General features: G+C 64.0%; 18 protein-coding genes and 1 pseudogene. 3 read left to right on the forward strand and 16 right to left on the reverse strand.

Features of this window, described 5'->3' with window-relative positions; genetic code table 11:
* The first annotated feature begins 297 nt into the window (after positions 1-297).
* Together FJ419_RS14255 and msrB are read left to right on the forward strand one after the other, a co-directional pair.
* Positions 298-1,409 (forward strand): annotated as a pseudogene (locus tag FJ419_RS14255) (IS110 family transposase).
* Positions 1,410-2,011: 602 nt separating this feature from the next.
* Complete coding sequence (gene msrB / locus FJ419_RS14265; RefSeq protein ID WP_040991646.1) at positions 2,012-2,416, forward strand: peptide-methionine (R)-S-oxide reductase MsrB; 405 nt, start codon at positions 2,012-2,014, stop codon at positions 2,414-2,416.
* Between the two features lie 62 nt (positions 2,417-2,478).
* Here msrB and FJ419_RS14270 read toward each other — a convergent pair whose 3' ends face one another.
* From FJ419_RS14270 to FJ419_RS14335, 14 genes are all read right to left on the reverse strand, one after another.
* A complete protein-coding gene (locus FJ419_RS14270; RefSeq protein ID WP_140693534.1) occupies positions 2,479-2,724 on the reverse strand; it encodes a hypothetical protein in 246 nt (81 codons plus the stop codon).
* Positions 2,725-2,784: 60 nt separating this feature from the next.
* Positions 2,785-3,225, reverse strand: a complete 441-nt coding sequence (locus tag FJ419_RS14275; protein WP_140693543.1) for a hypothetical protein — start codon at positions 3,223-3,225, stop codon at positions 2,785-2,787.
* A gap of 22 nt (positions 3,226-3,247) precedes the next feature.
* Positions 3,248-3,508 (reverse strand): DUF2312 domain-containing protein, encoded by a 261-nt coding sequence (locus FJ419_RS14280; protein ID WP_140546077.1) that lies wholly within the window; start codon positions 3,506-3,508, stop codon positions 3,248-3,250.
* A 152-nt stretch (positions 3,509-3,660) separates the two neighbouring features.
* Positions 3,661-7,119, reverse strand: a complete 3,459-nt coding sequence (gene pyc / locus FJ419_RS14285; protein ID WP_140693552.1) for a pyruvate carboxylase — start codon at positions 7,117-7,119, stop codon at positions 3,661-3,663.
* A 269-nt stretch (positions 7,120-7,388) separates the two neighbouring features.
* Entirely contained in the window at positions 7,389-8,507 is a 1,119-nt protein-coding gene (locus tag FJ419_RS14290; protein WP_140546075.1) for a branched-chain amino acid ABC transporter substrate-binding protein, read from the reverse strand.
* 136 nt (positions 8,508-8,643) lie between these two features.
* Positions 8,644-8,991 carry a DUF6867 family protein gene (locus FJ419_RS14295; RefSeq protein WP_140634337.1) on the reverse strand — a complete coding sequence of 116 codons (348 nt, stop codon included), beginning with the start codon at positions 8,989-8,991 and terminating at the stop codon, positions 8,644-8,646.
* Between the two features lie 117 nt (positions 8,992-9,108).
* Positions 9,109-9,837, reverse strand: a complete 729-nt coding sequence (locus tag FJ419_RS14300; protein ID WP_095767235.1) for an ABC transporter ATP-binding protein — start codon at positions 9,835-9,837, stop codon at positions 9,109-9,111.
* Positions 9,837-11,243, reverse strand: a complete 1,407-nt coding sequence (locus FJ419_RS14305; RefSeq protein WP_140693558.1) for an ATP-binding cassette domain-containing protein — start codon at positions 11,241-11,243, stop codon at positions 9,837-9,839. The genes FJ419_RS14300 and FJ419_RS14305 overlap by 1 nt, the downstream gene beginning before the upstream one ends.
* Positions 11,243-12,838, reverse strand: a complete 1,596-nt coding sequence (gene livM, locus FJ419_RS14310) for a high-affinity branched-chain amino acid ABC transporter permease LivM (RefSeq protein ID WP_140693561.1) — start codon at positions 12,836-12,838, stop codon at positions 11,243-11,245. The genes FJ419_RS14305 and livM overlap by 1 nt, the downstream gene beginning before the upstream one ends.
* A gap of 5 nt (positions 12,839-12,843) precedes the next feature.
* Complete coding sequence (locus FJ419_RS14315; protein WP_140634330.1) at positions 12,844-13,746, reverse strand: branched-chain amino acid ABC transporter permease LivH; 903 nt, start codon at positions 13,744-13,746, stop codon at positions 12,844-12,846.
* A gap of 393 nt (positions 13,747-14,139) precedes the next feature.
* Positions 14,140-14,841 carry a haloacid dehalogenase type II gene (locus FJ419_RS14320; RefSeq protein WP_140693564.1) on the reverse strand — a complete coding sequence of 234 codons (702 nt, stop codon included), beginning with the start codon at positions 14,839-14,841 and terminating at the stop codon, positions 14,140-14,142.
* Between the two features lie 153 nt (positions 14,842-14,994).
* Positions 14,995-15,996: a 4-hydroxyproline epimerase gene (locus FJ419_RS14325; RefSeq protein ID WP_140693577.1), complete on the reverse strand. Its 1,002-nt coding sequence runs from the start codon at positions 15,994-15,996 to the stop codon at positions 14,995-14,997.
* Between the two features lie 16 nt (positions 15,997-16,012).
* Positions 16,013-17,323 (reverse strand): FAD-dependent oxidoreductase, encoded by a 1,311-nt coding sequence (locus FJ419_RS14330; protein ID WP_140693580.1) that lies wholly within the window; start codon positions 17,321-17,323, stop codon positions 16,013-16,015.
* A 14-nt stretch (positions 17,324-17,337) separates the two neighbouring features.
* Positions 17,338-18,273: a dihydrodipicolinate synthase family protein gene (locus FJ419_RS14335; RefSeq protein ID WP_140693583.1), complete on the reverse strand. Its 936-nt coding sequence runs from the start codon at positions 18,271-18,273 to the stop codon at positions 17,338-17,340.
* 112 nt (positions 18,274-18,385) lie between these two features.
* Here FJ419_RS14335 and FJ419_RS14340 point away from each other — a divergent pair, with 112 nt between their 5' ends.
* The gene (locus FJ419_RS14340) at positions 18,386-19,045 is read left to right on the forward strand and encodes a GntR family transcriptional regulator (protein ID WP_140693691.1); all 660 of its coding nucleotides are present in this window, start codon (positions 18,386-18,388) and stop codon (positions 19,043-19,045) included.
* Positions 19,046-19,072: 27 nt separating this feature from the next.
* Here the strand turns inward: FJ419_RS14340 and FJ419_RS14345 are convergent, their stop codons facing one another.
* Together FJ419_RS14345 and FJ419_RS14350 are read right to left on the reverse strand one after the other, a co-directional pair.
* Positions 19,073-19,390 carry a hypothetical protein gene (locus FJ419_RS14345; RefSeq protein WP_140693586.1) on the reverse strand — a complete coding sequence of 106 codons (318 nt, stop codon included), beginning with the start codon at positions 19,388-19,390 and terminating at the stop codon, positions 19,073-19,075.
* 269 nt (positions 19,391-19,659) lie between these two features.
* Positions 19,660-19,962, reverse strand: a complete 303-nt coding sequence (locus tag FJ419_RS14350) for a hypothetical protein (protein WP_140546067.1) — start codon at positions 19,960-19,962, stop codon at positions 19,660-19,662.
* Between the last annotated feature and the right edge of the window lie 146 nt (positions 19,963-20,108).

Genomic DNA, 20,108 nt, shown 5'->3' on the forward strand with positions numbered 1-20,108 from the left:
GGGTGAAATCAGCGCAAACGCCGGGGATTGGTTGAAGCCGCCCCAACGTCGTCATTCTATGGCGGAGCAAGGAGCGAAGCGACGCGGTGCAGACCATAGAATGCCGTGACTTGGCAGCGCCGCCACGGTGCAGAATTCTGCTCCGTTGCACGCCTTGGCAAAGGTAACGGCATGGATTCCAGACGTTATGACCGTGGTCTGGGCGGCGGCCCGTCCTTAGTCTTTGCAGCTGTAAAGCAAACGGGGGTTGCTTCGGGGAGTGCCCGAGCCGAGCCCCAAGCGAAGAAAGGACGGGCCATGACGAAAGATAATGTTTTTTACGTCGGTGTCGATGTGTCGAAAGCCAAGCACGCGATTGCGATTGCCGAGGGTGGCCGAGAGGGGGAGGTCCGCTTCTTCGGCGAGATCGAGGCGACGCCGGCGGCGGTGGAGCGGTTCGTGCGCAAGCTGGAGCAAAAGCATTCTCGCCTGCATTTCTGCTATGAAGCCGGCCCGACCGGTTACGGGCTCTACCGCCAGATCGTCGCGCTCGGCCACCGCTGCGATGTCGTTGCGCCGTCGCTGATCCCCAAGCGCCAGGGCGAACGCGTCAAGACGAACCGGCGCGATGCGGTCAGCCTGGCGCGGCTTTTGCGGGCCGGCGAGTTAAAGGGGATCTGGGTTCCCGACGCGGTGCATGAGGCGGTGCGCGATCTGGTGCGGGTGCGGTCCACGGCGAGCGAGATCTGCGCAAGAAGCGCCAACAACTGCTGTCCTTCCTGCTGCGCCATGGCCGGGTCTTTAGCGGCCACAAGAATTGGAGCTTGGCACATGCCCGCTGGCTGGCGGCGCAGAAATTCGATCATCCGGCCCAGCAGATCGTCTTCCAGGACCAGATCGACGTGATCACCGATGCGCAGGCTCGGCTGGAGCGGCTCGATGCCAAGCTGGCCGAGCTGGTGCCGAGCTGGTCGATGGCGCCGGTGGTGGCGGGCTATCAGGCGCTGCGTGGTGTGTCCTTCATCGTCGCCGTCACTTTCGTCAGCGAAGTCGGTGATGTCCGCCGCTTTGACAATCCGCGCCAGCTGATGGCCTTTCTGGGCCTGGTGCCCTCGGAGCGCTCAACCGGCGACACGGTCAAGCGCGGCGGTCTGACGCTGGCCGGCAACCGCCGCGCCCGCCGCGTCCTGGTCGAGGGCGCCTGGAGCTATCGCTATCCGGCTCGGGTGACGGAACCCATTCGCGCCCGCCTCGAAGGCCTGCCGAAGGCCGTGCGCGAGATCGCCTGGAAGGCACAGACCCGGCTTTGCGGCCGCTACCGGCGCCTGACGGGGGCGGGCAAGAAGACCCCCATCGTCGTTGCGGCGATCGCCCGCGAGATGGCGGCGTTCCTGTGGGCCATCGGCCACCAGGTCGAACCGGTGCGTTGAGATGCAGTGCGCTCCTGCATTGAAGATCAGGATCCCGGCAAGCGTCCCCTTGGCGCGGGCGCCGCCGGATTGAGGGCTCTGCCCGCGCCGGATCTCCGGCAGAAAAACCGGGCAGCACGGCGACGGGATGTGGCCACGGTGGGAATTCCCGTAGACCCTATGTGGCTGGACCCACGGTCCAACGCCCGAATCCAGACAGGGAAAGCCCAAGACGAATTACGGAAGTGCGGTAACCAATCCGCGGATAAGAGTTGGATCAACCGTCGTCTCAAGGCCCATCCCGTCCCCGTGCTGCCCATCAACGAAGGACAAACCTGTGACAAAGGACATGGGGCGGAAAACTTCGTCCATCACTCTTGACCACGGTCATAAGAGGGTCTTCGCGGCGGAGCTTCGCTCCTGCTCCGCCCTGGAATGACGACGTGGTGGGCGTTTCGGCCAATCTCCAACGCGTGCCACCTGCCAACGCCAACAGAACCGACCGTCAAATCCGTGTGCAATGCCACTCGCTCGCTTTCACTGGCGGCTTTTGTAACAGATGCCTATGTTTGGGCGAATATCCTTTGCAAGCAACAACGAGCCGCCAAGGCCGAGGAGATTTCATGGACACCCACGCCTATCCGGTCACCCGCACCGATGCCGAGTGGCGCGCCCGGCTGACGCCGGAGCAGTATGCCGTGATGCGCAACCACGGCACCGAGCGCCCCGGCAGTTGCGCCCTGCTCTACGAGAAGCGCGCCGGCACCTTCTATTGCGTCGGCTGCGACCAGCCGCTGTTCGAATCCAAGCTGAAGTTCGAGAGCGGCACCGGCTGGCCGAGCTTCAACGATCCGGTCCCGGGCTCGATCGAGACCACCGTCGACCGCAGCTACGGCATGGTGCGCACCGAATGCCATTGCGCGCGCTGCGGCAGCCATCTCGGCCATGTCTTCGAGGACGGCCCGCCGCCGACCGGCCTGCGCTACTGCATCAATGGCGTGGCGCTGCGCTTCGAGCCTGCGGCCTGATCTGGGCTTCCAGTCTTCGCAAAGGGCGGCCTCGGCCGCCCTTTTTCATGCTCCATCCGGCTCTACACAACGACCGTTGCGATCAGCCAGAGCGCGGAACCAAGCATCATCAGCTGCGCCTTGAAACCCCCGACCTTCTCCGCGGTCCGCCAGACGGCGACCGTCAGGAAGATGGTGTAGGGAACGGGGAGGAAATGCACCGCCAGCACCAGCCAGAGCGGCAGCTTCAACCCGAGCAGGACCAGCGCCAGCGCCGAGGAGGCGATGTTCAGAATGGTCCCGACCAGCAGCATATCGCGCCAGAACAGCCGGTCGAGCGGAACCTGGCCTCTCCAGCGCGAAGGGAAAAACCCCTCATCGCCCGCGACCTATCGCTGCCCGAGAACTTCGGTCACGGCTTCTTCGAAGCGTGAGCATTCCCGCACCAGCCAGTCGGTCATGGCCGGCCAATTGTCCTCGGCGTAGCAGTTCACCCGCCACATCGAGTTGATGCCGAGACCTTCGCAGCTCTGCTCGGGCCTGAGCTTCAGCCTGGACTCGATCGCCGGCTGGAACGGTTTCAGCCGCGACCAGGACTCCGTGGCGCCGAACTTCTCATTGCGCCCGAAGAAGACGCCGACATGGTTCTGCGCCGGCGCGACATACATCGAAAGGACCAAAGCGAAATCCGGCAGCCCGCGCTGCCAGAACCACGGCCCGCGCCGAGCGAGCCTTTGCCTTTCTTGCGGGTGCCGTTCGGCGAACAGCGCCCAGAAGCCGCGATGGCGGAACTCCGAGGCGCGACGGCCGCCGAAGTCGAATTCGTTCATGGCCGGTCTCCGGCCACGCGCCTCAGACCATGCCGAGGGCGGCCTTGTAGAGATCCAGGATGGACTCTTCTTCCTGGCGCTCGGCCTGGTCCTTCTTGCGCAGCCGCACGATCGTGCGAACCGCCTTGGTGTCGAAGCCGGTGCCCTTGGCTTCGGCATAGACATCCTTGATGTCATCGGAGATCGTCTTCTTCTCTTCCTCGAGCCGCTCGATGCGCTCGATGATGGTGCGCAGCTGGCCGGCGGCTACAGTCTGGCTGGTCTCGGTGATCTCGTCGGCCATTTTTCTCTCCGCGTCTTCTGGAGCAGTGGCGATTCCCGCCACGGCAAATTGGAGCGGGTTCACTGCCCGAGCGGGCGCGGCGGGTCAAGACACTTGTCGAGCGCCTGTGGACGGCTGCTGCCAGCCGCCCTTCAAGCATCGCGCGGCGACCGTCATTTAAATGCGATCAACAGATCCTTCGCATCGATCTGGTCGCCCGCCTTGACCAGAACCTCGGCGATCTCGCCGTCGCGTTCGGCATGCAGCGCGGTTTCCATCTTCATTGCCTCGATCGAAAGCAGCACGTCGCCCGCCTTGACCGCCTGTCCGGGCGCGACGGCAAGCGCCGATACGACGCCGGGCATTGGCGCGCCGACATGCCCCTCATTGCCAGGCTCGGCCTTGCGGCGTGCCTTGGCGGCGGAAGCGCCATGCGCCCTGTCCGGCACCTTGACGCGGCGTGGCTGGCCGTTGAGCTCGAAGAACACGGTGACCATGCCCTTCTCGTCGACATCGCCGAACGCCTGGCAGCGCACCACCAGCGTCTTGCCCTTCTCGATGTCGAGGAAGATCTCGTCTTCCGACTTCATGCCGTAGAAATAGGTCGGCGTCGGCAGCACGCTCACCGGCCCGTAGGTCTCCTGCGCCGCGGCGAAGTCGGTGAATACCTTTGGGTACATCAGCCACGAGGCGAATTCGTATTCGGACAGCTTGCGGTCGAGCTTGCCCTCGATGTCCTTGCGGCTGGCCTTGAGATCGGCGGGCTTTAGCAGCGAGCCCGGTCGAACCGTAATCGGCTTGTCGCCCTTCAGCGCCTTCTTCTGCAGCGCAGCCGGCCAGCCGCCTGGCGACTGGCCGAGATCGCCGCGCAGCATCGACACCACCGAATCAGGGAAGGCGATGTCCTTGGCCGGGTTCTCGACATCGGCGACGGTGAGATCCTGGCTGACCATCATCAGCGCCATGTCGCCCACCACCTTGGACGACGGCGTCACCTTGACGATGTCGCCGAACATCAGGTTGACGTCGTGATAGGCCTGCGCGACCTCATGCCAGCGCGTCTCCAGCCCGAGCGAGCGCGCCTGTTCCTTGAGGTTGGTGAACTGGCCGCCGGGCATTTCGTGCAGGTAGACCTCCGAGGCAGGTCCCTTGAGATCGCTCTCGAAGGCGGCGTACTGGTTGCGCACCGCTTCCCAGTAGAAAGAAATGCGGCGAATCCATTGCGGATCGAGGCCGGGGTCGCGCTCGGTGCCCTTCAGCGCCTCGACGATCGAGCCGAGGCAGGGCTGCGAGGTGTTGCCGGAGAAGGAATCCATCGCCGCGTCGATCGCGTCGGCGCCGCTCTCCACCGCCGCCAGCACCGTCGCCGCCGACAGCCCTGACGTGTCGTGCGTGTGGAAATGGATCGGCAGGTCGGTCGCCTCGCGCAGCGCCTTGAACAGCACGCGCGCCGCGGCCGGCTTCAACAGGCCGGCCATGTCCTTGACGGCGACGATATGCGCGCCGGCCGCCTCCAGCTCCTTGGCCAGCCCGACATAGTATTTCAAATCGTACTTCGCCCGCGCCGGATCGAGGATGTCGCCGGTGTAGCACATCGCCGCTTCTACCAGCTTGCCCTCGGCGCCAACCGCGTCCATGGCGACGCGCATGTTCTCGACCCAGTTAAGGCAGTCGAAGACGCGGAACAGATCGACGCCGCCGGCCGCCGCTTGGCGGACGAAATGCTGGACGACATTGTCGGGATAATTGGTGTAGCCGACGCCGTTGGCGCCGCGTAGAAGCATCTGCAGAAGAAGGTTGGGCGCGGCCTCGCGCACTTTGCTCAGCCGCTCCCATGGATCCTCGGTGAGGAAGCGCATGGCGACGTCGAACGTCGCGCCGCCCCAGCATTCCAGCGAGAGCAATTGCGGCAGCGCCCGCGCATAGGTGCCGGCGATGCCGGCGATGTCATAGGTGCGCATGCGCGTGGCGAGCAGCGACTGGTGGCCGTCGCGCATCGTCGTGTCGGTGACCAGCACCTGTCGCTCCCCGCGCATCCAGGCCGCGAACTTCTCGGGACCCAGCGCGTCGAGCCTCTGCTTGCTGCCGTCCGGAACATGCCCGTTGAGATAGGGCACCACGGGTGCGGCCGCATTCGCCTTCGGCATCGGCCGGCCGCGCGTCTCGGGATGGCCGTTGACGCTGACGTCGGCGAGGTAGTTGAGCAGCTTGGTGGCGCGGTCCCGCCGCTTCACCTGCTCGAACAGTTCCGGCGTCGTGTCGATGAACCTCGTCGTGTAGGAATTGTCGGCGAAGCGCGGGTGATTGATGATCGCTTCGAGGAAGGTGAGATTGGTGGCGACGCCGCGGATGCGGAACTCGCGCAGCGCCCGGTTCATGCGCGAGATCGCCTCGCCGGGCGTCGGCGCCCAGGCCGTCACCTTTTCGAGCAGCGGGTCGTAGAAGCGGGTGATGACCGCGCCCGAATAGGCGGTGCCGCCGTCGAGCCGGATGCCGAAGCCCGCCGCCTCGCGATAGGCGGTGATGCGGCCGTAGTCCGGGATGAAATTGTGCTCCGGATCTTCGGTGGTGATGCGGCACTGCAGCGCGTGGCCGTTCAGCCTGATGTCCTTCTGCGCCGGCACGCCCGATTGCTTCGTGCCGATGGCGAAGCCGTCGAGGATGTGGATCTGCGCCTTGACGATGTCGATGCCCGTCACCTGCTCGGTGACGGTGTGCTCGACCTGGATGCGCGGATTGACCTCGATGAAATAGAACTTGCCGGTGTCGGCGTCCTGCAGGAACTCGACCGTGCCGGCGCCGATATAGCTGGTCTCGCGCGCGATCTTGAGCGCGTAGCCGCAGAGCTCCTGGCGCAGCTCCTCGCTGAGATAGGGCGCCGGCGCGCGCTCCACGACCTTCTGGTTGCGGCGCTGGATCGAGCAGTCGCGCTCGAACAGATGCACCGCATTGCCATGCGTGTCGCCCAGCACCTGCACCTCGACATGGCGGGCGCGCTCGATCAGCTTTTCGAGATAGACCTCGTCCTTGCCGAAGGCTGCCTTGGCCTCGCGCTTGCCTTCCATCACCTCGCGCGCGAGGTCGGCCTCGGCGCGGATGGCGCGCATGCCGCGGCCGCCGCCGCCCCACGAGGCCTTGAGCATCACCGGATAGCCGATCTGCGCGGCGAGCTTCTTCACCTCGTCCATGTCGTCCGGCAGCGGATCGGTTGCCGGCACGACCGGCACGCCGACCTCGATCGCCAGGTTGCGCGCGGCGACCTTGTTGCCGAGCCGGCGCATCGTTTCCGGCTTCGGGCCGATGAAGGTGACGCCGGCCTCGGCGCAGGCCTCGGCAAATTCCGGGCTTTCCGACAGCAGGCCGTAGCCGGGATGGATGGCGTCGGCGCCCGACAGCCTGGCGACCCGGATCACCTCCTCGATCGACAGGTAGCTCTCGATCGGACCCATGTCCTTGGTGAGATGCGGTCCGCGGCCGACCTGATAGCTCTCGTCGGCCTTGAAGCGGTGCAGCGAATATTTGTCCTCTTCCGCCCAGATCGCTACGGTTTTGAGGCCGAGCTCGTTGGCCGCGCGGAACACGCGGATGGCGATTTCGGACCGGTTGGCGACGAGTATCTTCGTGATGGCCAAGGAGTAGGCTCCAGCAGCGGAAGGGAGATGAACCGGCGCAATGATTAACGTGAAAATGCTGCAGCGCAAACAAATTTGCGCGACAGCTAAAACGATTTAAGTCGCCTGTTTGCGCCAAATCGTCATTGCTGTTCTTCGAACACGGATCATGGGTGGTGGACGGGTATTGCCCGGGGCGCGGCGCGGAGCTTCCGGTTGGCCTCGCCCGCAACGAAAATGCCCGGCGCGAGCGCCGGGCATCCCCGAAAAGTCGGCTTGAGTTTGCCGGCTTATTTCTCGAAGTAGCTGTACTTGCCGTCGTCGCCCTTCTTCCATTCATAGATGACATAGTCAGGACGGGTGATGTCGCCCTTGGCGTCGTAGCCGATGTCACCGATGGCGGTCTTCCAGGTGTTGGCCCTGATCGTCTCCGCAACCTTCTGCGCGTCGTCGGCCGAGCCGGTCTTGGCGATGGCCTGGGCGATGATCTGCACCGCGGCATAGGAGTAGAGCGTGTAGGCTTCCGGCTCAAAGCCGTTGGCGCGGAACTTCTCGACGACTTCCTTGGCGGCCGGATTCTTGCGCGGATCCGGAGCGAAGGTGTTGAGCGTGCCGGCAACGGCGTCGCCCGCGATCGAGGCCAGTTCGTTGGAGACGATGCCGTCGCCCGAGAACAGCGGCGCCTTCAGGCCCTGATCGGCCGACTGACGGATGATCAGGCCGGCTTCGGTGTGCAGGCCGCCCCAGTAGATGAGCGTGACGCCGTTTTCCTTCATCTTGGCGATGAGGGCCGAGAAGTCCTTGTCGCCGACATTCACGCCTTCGTACAACACTTCCGTGATGCCGTTGGCGTTGAGGTTCTTCTTGGTTTCGTCGGCGAGGCCCTGACCATAAGGCGTCTTGTCGTGGATGATGGCGATCTTGGCATCCTTGAAGTTCTTGGCGATGTAGTCGCCGGCCACCTTGCCCTGCTGGTCGTCACGACCGCAGGTGCGGAAGGTGTTCCACATGCCGCGCTCGGTGAACTTCGGGTTGGTCGCCGCCGGCGTGATCTCGAGGATACCGTTTTCCTGGTAGACTTCCGAGGCCGGGATCGACACACCGGAGTTGAAATGGCCGTCGACGAACTTGACGCCGTCGGCGACGAACTTGTTGGCGACCGAGATGCCCTGCTTGGGATCGGAGACGTCGTCACCGATCTCGAGCTTGAGCTGCTGGCCATTGACGCCGCCCGCCGCGTTGATGTCGGCGACCGCCTGTTCCGCGCCCTTCTGCAGCTGTGCGCCGAAGGCGGCGTTCGGGCCGGTGATCGGACCGGCGACGCCGATCAGGATGTCAGCGGCCCACGCGCTGCCGCTGAACGCGACGAACGCGGTCAGCGCAACGGCGGACAAGAGTGATTTTTTCATTGAAACGCTCCCATTTACGGAGTGGGCGTGGATGATACTTTCATGCGATGCCCACCCTTATCGCAGAAAGCATAGAATGCCGATTTTCAGGCACTTGTCACGCCGATTCATCCCCGAAACGGCGTAATGGTGAACGTCAACCTTTCGGTTTCCAGCTTAACAAGGAAGCTCTTTCATAGAGCCAGTTATACTGCGTGACCATTTGGTTGGTGCGCGTGTATTGATAGCCGAGGAAGCCCAGTATCATCAGGACGATGGTGTCGACGATATAGTAATGCAGCGAGAACATCGTGCCGCCGAACAAGGCGTGATGGATGAACCTGACGCCGATGCCGAGACCGAGCAGAAAGAAAAACAGCCGCAGATACGTGCTCCAGGTCTGAGCCGCCGCTTTGCCTGTCATCCATGCCGCCCCGCCGCCAAGCAGGCCTGTGACGAACAGAAACTGCCAGATCGTGGCCTCTTCGTAGATAATGCCCTGCATGATTGATGTCCCCAGATCTTAGCATGATCCCGAAAAGTCGCAGACTTTTCGGAGAAGATCATGCTTCAAGAACAAAGCCTTAGAGCGAGATGGCGATCCTGGGAAAGTCATCGCGCTCTAGTGATGTCCGCCTTCGAGATAGGCGGCGCGCACTTCCGGATTGGCGAGCAATTCCTTGCCGGTGCCGCTCATCGTCACATTGCCGTTGACCATGACATAACCGCGCGTGGCGAGCTTGAGCGCGCCGAAGGCGTTCTGCTCGACCAGGAACACGGTCAGCCCCTGCGTCTTGTTGAGCTCGCGGATGGCGTCGAATATCTGCTTGACGATCAGCGGCGCGAGGCCCAGCGATGGCTCGTCCAGCAACAAAAGCTTCGGCCGCGCCATCAGCGCGCGCCCGATCGACAGCATCTGCTGCTCGCCGCCCGACAGCGTGCCGCCGCGCTGGGCGATGCGCTCTTTCAGCCGCGGGAACAGCGTGAACACCCTCTCGACGTCCTCGTCATAATGCTTGAGGTTGTCGAGGCTGGCGCCCATCTGCAGATTTTCCATCACCGTCATGCGCGGAAAGATGCGTCTGCCTTCCGGGGATTGCGCGATGCGAAGCCGTGCGATCTCATGCGTCGGCATCTTGGTGATGTCGGTGCCGGCGAAGGTGATGGTGCCGGTGCGGGCGCGCGGCGCGCCGAAGATGGTCATCATCAGCGTCGACTTGCCGGCGCCGTTGGCACCGATCAGCGCCACGATCTCACCCTGGTTGACGCTGACATCGACGCCGTTCAGCGCCCGGATGTTGCCGTAGTAGGTTTCGACACCCTTGATGTCGAGCAGCGTTGTGCCGGCCATTATTTACGCCCTCCACGCGTCGCGGGCTTGGCCGCCGCTTCCTTCGCCAGCGTCTTCGCCTGGCCGATCCAGTCTTCGCGGGCAATGCGCCCGTCAAAGGCGAGATAGGCTTCCGCGGCCTCGATGTCGGCCTTCTTCCAGGCCGCTATCTGGTCGAAATGGAAGATGCCGTGCTCATTGAGCTTGCGCTCGTTGACCGGGCCGATGCCTTTGATGCGGATCAGGCTGTCAGCCTTGCCGCCGCGTGGCGCGTCGAGGCGATTGGAGATGCCGGCTTTCGCCGGCGCCTTGCCGGGGGCCTTCTTTGCAGGGGCTTTCGCCGTCGGCTTGCCTTTCGCGGCGGCCGACTTTGTCGCTGGCGCTGGAACCGGTTTGCTGGCTATCGATGCGGCGCGCGCGTCGACTTGCGCCGCCTTCGAGGCGCCCTTCGACACAGTGACCCGCTCGCCCTTATTCCCATGTTCGACCGAATCAGAAACCGGCCCGGCCATCATCGAAGCGGAATTTCCCGGCCCATGCGCGGAATCGGGGCCGGTATCGAGCTGCTCGATCACGTCCTCGTCGCCGACCTCGGTCAGCACCGTCTCGACCTCCTCGTCGTCGACGCCGAGATAGGCAGCGATGACGCGCGGATCGGTGCGGACCGACGCCGGATTGCCGTCGGAGATCTTGCGGCCGTATTCGAGCACGACGACATGGTCGGAGATCTGCATCACCACCGACATGTCGTGCTCGATGAGCAGGATCGACGTGCCGGTGCTCTTGATGCCCATCAACAGCTCGTTGAGCGCCGCAGATTCCTTCGGATTGAGGCCGGCGGCCGGTTCGTCGAGACACAGAAGCTCCGGCCCCGTGCACATGGCGCGCGCGATTTCCAGGCGCCGCTGCGCGCCATAGGGCAGGTCGCCGGCCGGATCGTCGGCGCGCTCGACAAGATCGGCCTTCTCCAGCCAGTGCCTGGCGAGCTCGATCGACTCGGCCGAGGCTTGGCGATAGCTCGGAAAGCCGAACAGGCCGAGGAGAGTATAGCCCGAAGCCTTCATCAGCTTGTTGTGCTGCGCGACCAGGAGGTTCTCCAGCAGCGTCATGCCCGAGAACAGGCGGATGTTCTGGAAAGTGCGCGCCACCTTGGCGCGCGCCGGGATCTCGTGGTTGGGCAGGCGCTCGAGCAGATAGGTCGAGCCGTCGTTCCGGTTCAGCGTGATCATGCCTTCAGACGGTTTGTAGAAGCCGGTGATGCAGTTGAACACCGTGGTCTTGCCGGCGCCGTTCGGGCCGATCAGCGCGGTGATCTCGCCGCGCCTGGCCTGGAACGACAGGTCGCCGATGGCGACCAGGCCGCCGAACTTCATCGACAGATGCTCGACCTGCAGGATGAAATCGTTCGAGGAAGGGGTCGCGTTCATCAGCCGTGCCCCTCCTTGGTGAAGGAGCTTGAAACCGCTCTTCGCTCCTTCAGGAAGGCCGTCGGCTCGCGGCTGCCGACGAAGCCGCGCGGCTTCCACAGCATGACGATGACCATGGCCATGCCGAAAAGCAGCATGCGGTAGAGTTCAGGCGTGAAATCGGGACCGAAGACCCGCTTCAGGAAGTCGAGCTCCCGCAACGCTTCGGTGCCGCCGATCATCACCAGCGCCGCTACGGCGATGCCGACCAGCGAACCCATGCCGCCGAGCACGACGATGGCGAGGACAATCGCCGATTCCAGGAAGACGAAGGATTCGGGGCTGACGAAACCTTGCCGCGCGGCGAAGAACGAACCGGCGAAGCCGCCGAACATGGCGCCGGTGGCGAACGCCGTCAGCTTGGTGGTGGTGGTGTTGATGCCGAGCGAGCGGCAGGCGATCTCGTCCTCGCGCAGCGCTTCCCACGCCCTGCCGACCGGCAACCGGCGCAGCCTGATGGTAACGAAGGCGGTCAAAAGACAGAGTCCGAGGATCAGATAGTAAAGGAAGATTTTGTAATAGGCGCTCGACGTGGCGATGTGCAGCACCTTGGCGATGTAGTTCGGGTCCGAGACGTTGAACGACATCAGGCCGAAGAAGGAGACCTTTGGAATGCCGGAAATGCCGGCCGAACCGTTTGTCACCTCGCGCCAGTTGATCAGGACGAGACGGATGATCTCGCCAAAGGCAAGGGTGACGATCGCCAGGTAGTCGCCGCGCAGCCGCAGCACCGGGAAGCCGAGCATGACGCCCCAGAAGGCGGCCATGCAGCCGGCGGCCGGCAGCAGGATCCAGAAGGAGAGGCCGAAATGCGTGCCGAGCAGCGCGTAGGCATATGCGCCAACGGCATAGAAGGCGACGTAGCCGAGATCGAGCAGGCCGGCGAGGCCGATGACGATGTTCAGCCCCCAGGCCAGCATCACATAGATCAGGATCTGGATGCCGAAATTGTCGACCCACTTCAGAGAGCCCTGAAAACCTCCCGCCATCGATCCTGTTACCAGCGCAAGCACCAGCACGACGACGATCGGATAGAGCGCCAGCGCGCTGATGCCCAACGCCGAGAAATGGGCGTGGATGAAGGCCCGGAAATAATACATTACCCAGGCGACGGCATAAATGATCGCCAGCGCCCGCACAAAGCGCGCGTAGCCGGCAAGGTCGGGTCCGAGCAGCCCGTCAAGCGAGCCGGCCAGCACAAACAGCAAGGCTGCGACAACGACCGCGGCTACGAAATAAGGCATCCTGAAGAAGCGTGCCGCCATGGTGTCGGGCAGCAGGCCTGTGTCGATGTCGGCGATCTTCAGGCTGGCCACGAAGGGCTGGCCATAGGCGACATACAGGAAGCGGCCCCCGGCGGTGGCGATGACCACCAGGGCGAGCAGGCCCCAGCGCTGCACCAGGATCAGTTCGTTGGAGATATTCTGATCGGTCCTGAGGCCGATAAACAGCACGAACAGCCCAAGCGCGATGGCACCTGCATAGAGCGCTTCGCGAAAAGCGCGCTGGACTGGAGTAGCGACGGCGTCGCGCTCCGAAGACACGGTAACGGCCATCAGGATCAGACCTTTTCGACTTCAGGCCGGCCGAGGATGCCGGAGGGCAGGAAGATGAGCACGATCGCCAGGATCGAGAAAGCGGCGACGTCCTTATAGTCGATCGAGAAATAGGCCGACCACATGCTCTCGATGAAGCCGATGAGCAATCCTCCCAGCACCGCGCCAGGCAGCGAGCCGATGCCGCCAAGCACGGCCGCCGTGAAGGCCTTCACGCCCGGCACGAAGCCGTCCGAGAACACCACGACGCCGTAATACATCAAGAACAGGGTACCGGCGACGGCGGCAAGAGCTGCGCCCATGATGAAGGTGATGGAGATGGTGCGGTCGACGTCGATCCCGAGCAGCGCAGCCATCTTGCGATCCTGCTCGCAGGCGCGTTGCGCCCGCCCGAGCGCGGTTCGGTTGACCAGATACCAGAAGATCGCCAGCAGCGCGACGGTGACGATCACGATGATGATCTGCTTCAGCGAGATGCTGATGCCGTCGATCGTGTAGACTTGGCTGACCAGCGGCGGGATCGGCTTGTTGCGCGGGCCCTGCGTGACCTGCACGAAATTGGACAGCGCGATCGACATGCCGATTGCGGTGATCAGCGGCGCCAGCCGGAACGAGCCGCGCAGCGGCCGGTAGGCCACCTTCTCGATCGTCCAGTTGTAGAGGCTGGTGAGAAGCATGGCGACGATCATCATGATCAGAAGCGCCACCACGACCGGCACCGAATAGAACAACGCGCCGAGGATCAGGAAGACGATGAGGGCGGTGAAGGCGCCGACCATGAAGATATCGCCATGGGCGAAATTGATCATGCCGATGATGCCGTAGACCATCGTGTAGCCGATTGCGATCAGGCCATAGATAGATCCCAGCGTCAGCCCATTGATAAGCTGCTGGACGAAATACTGCATATTTACGCGGCTCCCCTGGAATGTCGCCCGTTTCCGGGTCGCACTCCTTTTCGTATTTCCCCTAGTCGTAAAGTCTCGAGCCCGGATTGCAACGTGATTTTTCAATCGCCAGGCGTGTTTTGGAAGCACGCCGTCCGATTGTCCGTTTTTCGTACCCGGCCCCCTGGACTATCGCGGACCCTATCATTGGCACAACGCAATGTCTTTGACGATTCGACCTTATGACGAGCTTCGTGTCGAAGAAATCGGCGTCAAAACAAGTTGATGAGAAGAATCCTTGCAACGATCGGGCTGGGTCGTTTCGGATCGCCACCCATTCCGCAAGGTCAGGATTCCGTCGCGTGTGACGGCCATGTGACGGCGAGGCGACACCGTTTGACATCCGCGCCGGGCTCAGTTCCAGATCGTCGACCGCAGGAAGGGCGGCACATCATCGAGCGCCGGGAAAACCGCGTTCGGGGTGTAGTCGGGCAGCGGTTTGCGGCCGGTTCCCCTGTCGATCCAGATGCAGCGGAAGCCGAGGTCGCGGGCGGCGGCGAGATCGAGATGCGGACTGGCACAAATATGCACGACGTCGCCCCGACCGACGCCAAGCGCATTGTGCGCAAAATCGAAGATCTGCCGCGCGGGCTTGTAGGCGCCGGCCTGCTGCGCGGTGATGACGCGGTCTATATGCCCGCCGAGTTGGGCGACATTGCCGGCGATGATGTCATCGTCGGTGTTTGAAATGATGCAAAGCTTGAAACCCTGGGCCTTCAGTGCGCCGAGCGCGGGGACGACCTCGGGGAATGGCGGCATTCGGGAGATGCTGCCGGTCAGCACCTCGATGTCGTCCGGCGAACGGGCGAGCTTCAGCTCCTCCATCGCCAGCCCCAGCCCCTCGCCGGCCACGCTGCGGAAGGATTTGTGAGGCCGCGCGGTCTCGAGCGCGTGCTCGTGCTTGTCGTAGACGCGGATCAGCGTCTGGGGTTCGATATTGGAGGCTGGGTGATTGGCGAGGATCGTGTTGACGGCGGCAAGCAGACCTTCATCCCACTGGATGAGGGTGCCGTAGCAATCGAAGGTCAGCCATTCGGGTTTTGGGCCGGAAAGCATCGATTATCCTTTCTTGACGATCTGATGGAAGGGACCGCTGAACGGGTCGCCTCGCATTGTTTCAGAACCCTGGCATGACCACTCTCGGACGTCAGGCCGATTGGCTGTTGCCGACAATCTGGGCGAGCCCGATACCGGCTGAGGCCGCGAGGCTTATGTGACGATGAATCCATGTGCGAACGGATCGCGGTCGTCGATGAAGATGGTGTTCAACCCTGTCATCCGTGCCCAGCCGCCGATCGAGGGGATGATCGCCGGCTTGCCCGCCACGCTGACCTCTTTTTCGACCCTGCCCTTGAACAGCGAGCCGATAATCGATTCATGCACGAAACTGTCGCCGGCCTTGAGCTTGCCCTTGGCATGGAGCTGCGCCATGCGCGCCGACGTGCCGGTGCCGCAAGGCGAGCGGTCGATCGCCTTGTCGCCATAGAAGACGGCGTTGCGCGCATCGGCCTCGGCATGTCTCGGCTTGCCCGTCCACAGCAGATGCGACAGCCGGTTGATGCCGGGATTCTCCGGATGCACGAAGGAGTATTTCTCGTTGAGGCGCTGGCGCACCACCGGGCTCCAGGCGATGAGGTCGCCGGCGGAGTAATCGGCCATGTCCCGGTAATTCTTCTGCGGCTCGACGATGGCGTAGAAATTGCCGCCATAGGCGACGTCGACGCTGATCTCGCCGAGCACCGGGCAGTCGACGGTCAAGCCTTCGGCATGGAGGAAGGAGGGCACGTTGGTGATGCGCACCTCCTCGACATATTCGCCGACCTGTTTGTATTCGGCGACGACCAGGCCGGCCGGCGTGTCGAGCCTGAGCACGCCCGGCGTCTTCGGCTTCACCAACCCGTGCTCGATGGCCATGGTGACTGTGCCGATGGTGCCATGCCCACACATCGGCAGGCAGCCCGAGGTCTCGATGAATAGGATGGCGATGTCGCAGTCCTCGCGCGTCGGCGGGTAGAGGATCGAGCCTGACATCACGTCGTGGCCGCGCGGCTCGAACATCAGCCCGGTGCGGATCCAGTCATATTCGGCGAGGAAATGCGCTCGCCGCTCCATCATCGTCGCGCCCTCGAGCAGCGGCCCGCCGCCGGCGACCAGGCGCACCGGATTGCCGCAGGTGTGGCCGTCGATGCAGAAGAAGGATTTCTTGGCCATGGTTGCTCTCTTGCTATCAGAACCGTTGCGGGCGGAAAGGGGCGAGATCGAGGGGCGGAGTCTGCCCGAGAACGAGATCGCGGATCAAGCGGCCGGTCGCCGCGGACTGGGTCAGGCCGAGATGGCCGTGACCAAAAGCGTAGTAGACATTCGGCGCGCGCGACGCGCCGATCACCGGCAGGGAATCCGGCAGCGAGGGGCGAAAACCCATCCACTCGCGGCCGCCCGACGGATCGAGCCCGGGCAGGAAGCGCTTCGCCTTCTCCAGCATCGCCTTCGAGCGAGCGAAATTCGGCGGCCGCTCGATGCCGCCGAGCTCGACGGCGCCGCCGACGCGCAAGCCGGTCTCGAGCGGCGTGATGACGAAGCCATGGCCGGAAAAGATCAGCTGCCGTTTCACGTCGAAGGCCGACACCGGCAGCGTCGTGTTGTAGCCGCGCTCGGTTTCAAGCGGGATGCGGTCGCCGAGATCCCTTGCCAGGAGATGGGACCAGGCGCCCGCGGCGATCAGAAGCGTCTTTGACGTCCGCCTGCTGCCGTCGGCCAGAACGATCGTGGCGCCGCTTGCGTCGGCCTCTATGCGCGCGACCCGCGCATGCTCGAAACGGGCGCCGAGCTTTTCCGCATAGGCCCAGATCGATTTGCCGAGCAGCTTCGGATCGGCGACCGTCTTCCAGCCCGGTACGAAGGTGCCCTTGACGAAGCGCGGCGAAAGACCCGGTTGGAGCGCGGCCATCTCTTCGCCCTCGACATGGCGAAAGCCGATGCCGAAGCGCTCGCGCTCGGCCCAGCCGGGCAGCGAGGCGCGGAACTCCGCCTCGCTCTCATAGAATTCCAGCGACCCATCCTCGCGCAGCATCGGCCGCGTGCCGGAGCGGTCGAGCAGCTCCATCCATTCGGCTTCGGCGAGCTTCATCATGCCGGCCTGCGCCGCCAGACTCGCTTCGTGGTGCCTGGCGGCGCCCGCCCGCCAGAAGCGGATAAGCCAGGGCAGCAGCTTGGGCAGATAGGCCGGCGGGATGGTCAACGGTCCGAGCGGGTCGGTGAGCCATTTCGGCAATTGCCGGATCATGCCCTTATGCGCCAGCGGCAGCACGTCGGAGAAGGCGAAGGCGGCGGCATTGCCGGAGCTCGTCTCCTCGCAGATGCCGGTGCGGTCGAAGACGGTGACGCTGCGCCCCGCTTCCGAGAGCAGGGCTGCAGCGCAGATGCCGATGATGCCGCCGCCGATGATGGCGATGTCTTCCGCTTCTCCCCGTGCACCGGCAGAAGATGCCCCAGTGGCGGAGCGCCGCCCCTGTTCCGAGGATTTGGAATTTCGTTGCACGTCGGTGCTGTCCCTTATTCGGCCGCCGCCATCTTCTCCACCGATCGAGGAGACGTCTGCAGCGCCGGCAGCTTCGGCCGCACCGCCAGCGCATCCCGGACGATCTTTTCGACCGCCTTGCGGCGCTCGCCCGACAGCGGCTGGCGCGGCATGCGCACGCGGTCATTGGTACCGATCGCCAGCACTTCGGCAAGCTTGATGTTTTGGACCAGATAGGTCGAGACATCGAGGTCGAGCAAGGGCCGGAACCAGCGATAGATCGCCAGCGCCTCGTCACGGCGGCCCTGCCGCATCAGCTGGTAGATCGCGACCGTCTCGCGCGGGAAGGCGGTGACGAGGCCGGCGACCCAGCCGATGGCGCCAACCGACAGCGCCTCGAAGGCGAGATTGTCGACGCCCGTGAAGAGGTCGTAGCGACTGCCGAAACGGTTGATGATCTCGGTCGAGCGGCGGATGTCGTCGGAGGATTCCTTGATGGCGACGAAGCGGTCGTCCGACGCCAGCTCTTCCATCATGTCGACGGTGACGTCGACACGGTAGGCGAGCCGGTTGGAGTAGATCATCACCGGCAGGTCGCCGGCTTCCGCGACCGCGCGCAGGGCGGCGACCGTCTCTTGCGGGTCGGTGTGGTAGATCGGGCTCGGCACCACCATCAGGCCATCGGCGCCTTCCTTGGCGGCGCGCCTGGCGATAGCAGCGGCCTCACGCGTGCCGGGCTCGTTGACGGTCAGCAGCACCGGCTTGTCGCCGGCGACTTTCCGCGCCGCCTTCAGCACCTCGATCTTCTCGTCAGGCGACAGCATGGGACCTTCGCCGAGCGAACCGCACACGATGATGCCGTCGCAGCCGGCCTCCATCTGCAGCCCGTAGCAGCGCTCCATCTCGGCATGGTCGAGATGGTCGTCGGCGGTGAATTTGGTCGCGACGGCGGGGAAAACTCCGGCCCACATGGCTATTCCTCCTCTGATATATCAGTAATATATCTATTAGGGATTCGCCTGTCAACGCTGAGTCAATTATGATATATGAAAAATATATCAGGAGCCGCCATTGATCTCCCCGCTGATATCCATTGAGGCGAACGCGACCTTCGAGCCGGCGGCAACCAAGGCCTATCGCGCGCTTGAGCACATGATCGTAACGCTCGAGCTGGCGCCGTCGGGCTTCGTCACCGAAGGCGCGCTGATCGAGCGCCTGGGCCTCGGACGCACCCCGGTGCGCGAGGCGATCCAGCGGCTCGCCTGGGAAGGGCTTCTCGACATCAGGCCTCGCGCCGGCATCGCGGTCGCGCCGCTTCACGCCGGCGACTGGCTGCGGGTGCTGGATGCGCGGCGCGGCATCGAGGTGGTGCTCGCCCGCTCGGCCGCCCGCTTCGTCACCCGCGAGGCCGCCGACCTGTTCCATGAAGCAGCCCTGGCCATGCAGAAAGCGGTGATCTCGAGCAATGTGCTTGCCTTCATCCAGGCCGACAAGGCGCTCGACGAAGCGCTGGCGATCGCCGCCGACAATCCCTTCGCGGCACGTGTGGCAGCCCCCTTGCAGACCCACAGCCGCCGCTTCTGGTATCGCTACAAGGCCGATACCGGTCTCGCCGAATCGGCCGAGCACCACGTGGCGCTGATCCGTTCCATCCTCGACGGCGACGAGGAAGCCGCCGCCAAGGACGCCAAGAAGCTGATGGCGCTGCTGCGCGGTCATGCCGAGGTGGCCGCCACGCGCTGAGCAGGACCGGCGCCTGCTCGAGGCATCTCAGCCGCCCGGCTGCCCGACCGCGGTGGCCAGCGTGTCTTCCCACCCGTCGCCGGCGGCCAGGATGCAGCTCTGGCCTTTGACGTCGGTCATCAGGATGGTCCAGGTTCCGCCTGCCGAGACGAACACCTCGAAGACGGCGACTTGTCCGGCCACGCCATAGCCCAGCCGCTTCTCCTCGAATGCCTCCGCCAGCTTCGCGACCAGATAGTCATGGCCGCCGCAGATGACTTGCGCCCGCGCCGGAACTGCCGACAGCGCCATCATGGCGCCAACGGCCGCAAGCTTGACCCATCGAAACGAAAATTCGCGTGCCATGGGGCACCTCCTTTGCCGTCGCATTCCGGCAAAGGGAGGCACATTCGGCCGCCTCAGTGTGCCGGAAGGCTCCAGGCCGGATTGGACGTCTTCATCGCGTCACTCCTTCTGGCTTCCGGTCTGTCGTCGGGAGATCATGACTCCCTGGATTCGATATGGTGAAGCTCTGCTCCGTAAACAAGCGGCGCGGCGGAGAGCGCCTTGCTTGGCGCCACTTGACGCCCGAGCGAAGGAGCCGTTGTGGCGCGCACCCCGGCTCCCCGCCGGTTTCAGGCGCCCGGCATCGCCGCCGTGATCGTCGGGCTGTCCCAGCCCTCGCCGACGGAAAGCACGCAGCTCTGGCCTTTGGTATCGGAGGCGAGCACCGTCCAGCTTCCCTGGTCGGAGACGAAGATCTCGAGCACGACGTTCGGATTGATCAGGCCGCGCCCAGCCTCGGTTTCGTGGAACTTGTCGCCGAGCGCTTTGATGATGTCGGCGCGCGCCGCGCATTGCGCCGCCGCGCTCGCCGGCACGGCTCCAACGGTCATCGCCGTCGCCGCCAACATTGCCGCCACAACAAATCGTGTCATCTGACACCTCCTCGCGCCAGACGAGAACCCCGGCTTGAACCGGCGCTGCTTGGTTGCCTGCACGCATGGCAGGAATACAGCCTAAGGCAGATGGTGGTCTGTTGGTTCCATCACACGGCGATGGAATTATTAGAATATGCGGATGC

The sequence above is a fragment of the Mesorhizobium sp. B2-6-2 genome (assembly GCF_006440615.1).
GTDB lineage: Bacteria > Pseudomonadota > Alphaproteobacteria > Rhizobiales > Rhizobiaceae > Mesorhizobium.

Excerpts from the sequence above, each read along its gene's own strand:
- FJ419_RS14345 (WP_140693586.1), bottom strand. The coding sequence starts at position 19,390 with ATGGCACGCGAATTTTCGTTTCGATGGGTCAAGCTTGCGGCCGTTGGC.
- FJ419_RS14280 (WP_140546077.1), bottom strand. The coding sequence starts at position 3,508 with ATGGCCGACGAGATCACCGAGACCAGCCAGACTGTAGCCGCCGGCCAG.
- FJ419_RS14325 (WP_140693577.1), bottom strand. The coding sequence starts at position 15,996 with ATGGCCAAGAAATCCTTCTTCTGCATCGACGGCCACACCTGCGGCAAT.
- msrB (WP_040991646.1), top strand. The coding sequence starts at position 2,012 with ATGGACACCCACGCCTATCCGGTCACCCGCACCGATGCCGAGTGGCGC.
- FJ419_RS14305 (WP_140693558.1), bottom strand. The coding sequence starts at position 11,243 with ATGAACGCGACCCCTTCCTCGAACGATTTCATCCTGCAGGTCGAGCAT.
- FJ419_RS14335 (WP_140693583.1), bottom strand. The coding sequence starts at position 18,273 with ATGTGGGCCGGAGTTTTCCCCGCCGTCGCGACCAAATTCACCGCCGAC.
- FJ419_RS14300 (WP_095767235.1), bottom strand. The coding sequence starts at position 9,837 with ATGGCCGGCACAACGCTGCTCGACATCAAGGGTGTCGAAACCTACTAC.
- FJ419_RS14275 (WP_140693543.1), bottom strand. The coding sequence starts at position 3,225 with ATGAACGAATTCGACTTCGGCGGCCGTCGCGCCTCGGAGTTCCGCCAT.
- FJ419_RS14320 (WP_140693564.1), bottom strand. The coding sequence starts at position 14,841 with ATGCTTTCCGGCCCAAAACCCGAATGGCTGACCTTCGATTGCTACGGC.
- FJ419_RS14295 (WP_140634337.1), bottom strand. The coding sequence starts at position 8,991 with ATGCAGGGCATTATCTACGAAGAGGCCACGATCTGGCAGTTTCTGTTC.
- livM (WP_140693561.1), bottom strand. The coding sequence starts at position 12,838 with ATGGCCGTTACCGTGTCTTCGGAGCGCGACGCCGTCGCTACTCCAGTC.
- FJ419_RS14315 (WP_140634330.1), bottom strand. The coding sequence starts at position 13,746 with ATGCAGTATTTCGTCCAGCAGCTTATCAATGGGCTGACGCTGGGATCT.
- FJ419_RS14290 (WP_140546075.1), bottom strand. The coding sequence starts at position 8,507 with ATGAAAAAATCACTCTTGTCCGCCGTTGCGCTGACCGCGTTCGTCGCG.
- FJ419_RS14350 (WP_140546067.1), bottom strand. The coding sequence starts at position 19,962 with ATGACACGATTTGTTGTGGCGGCAATGTTGGCGGCGACGGCGATGACC.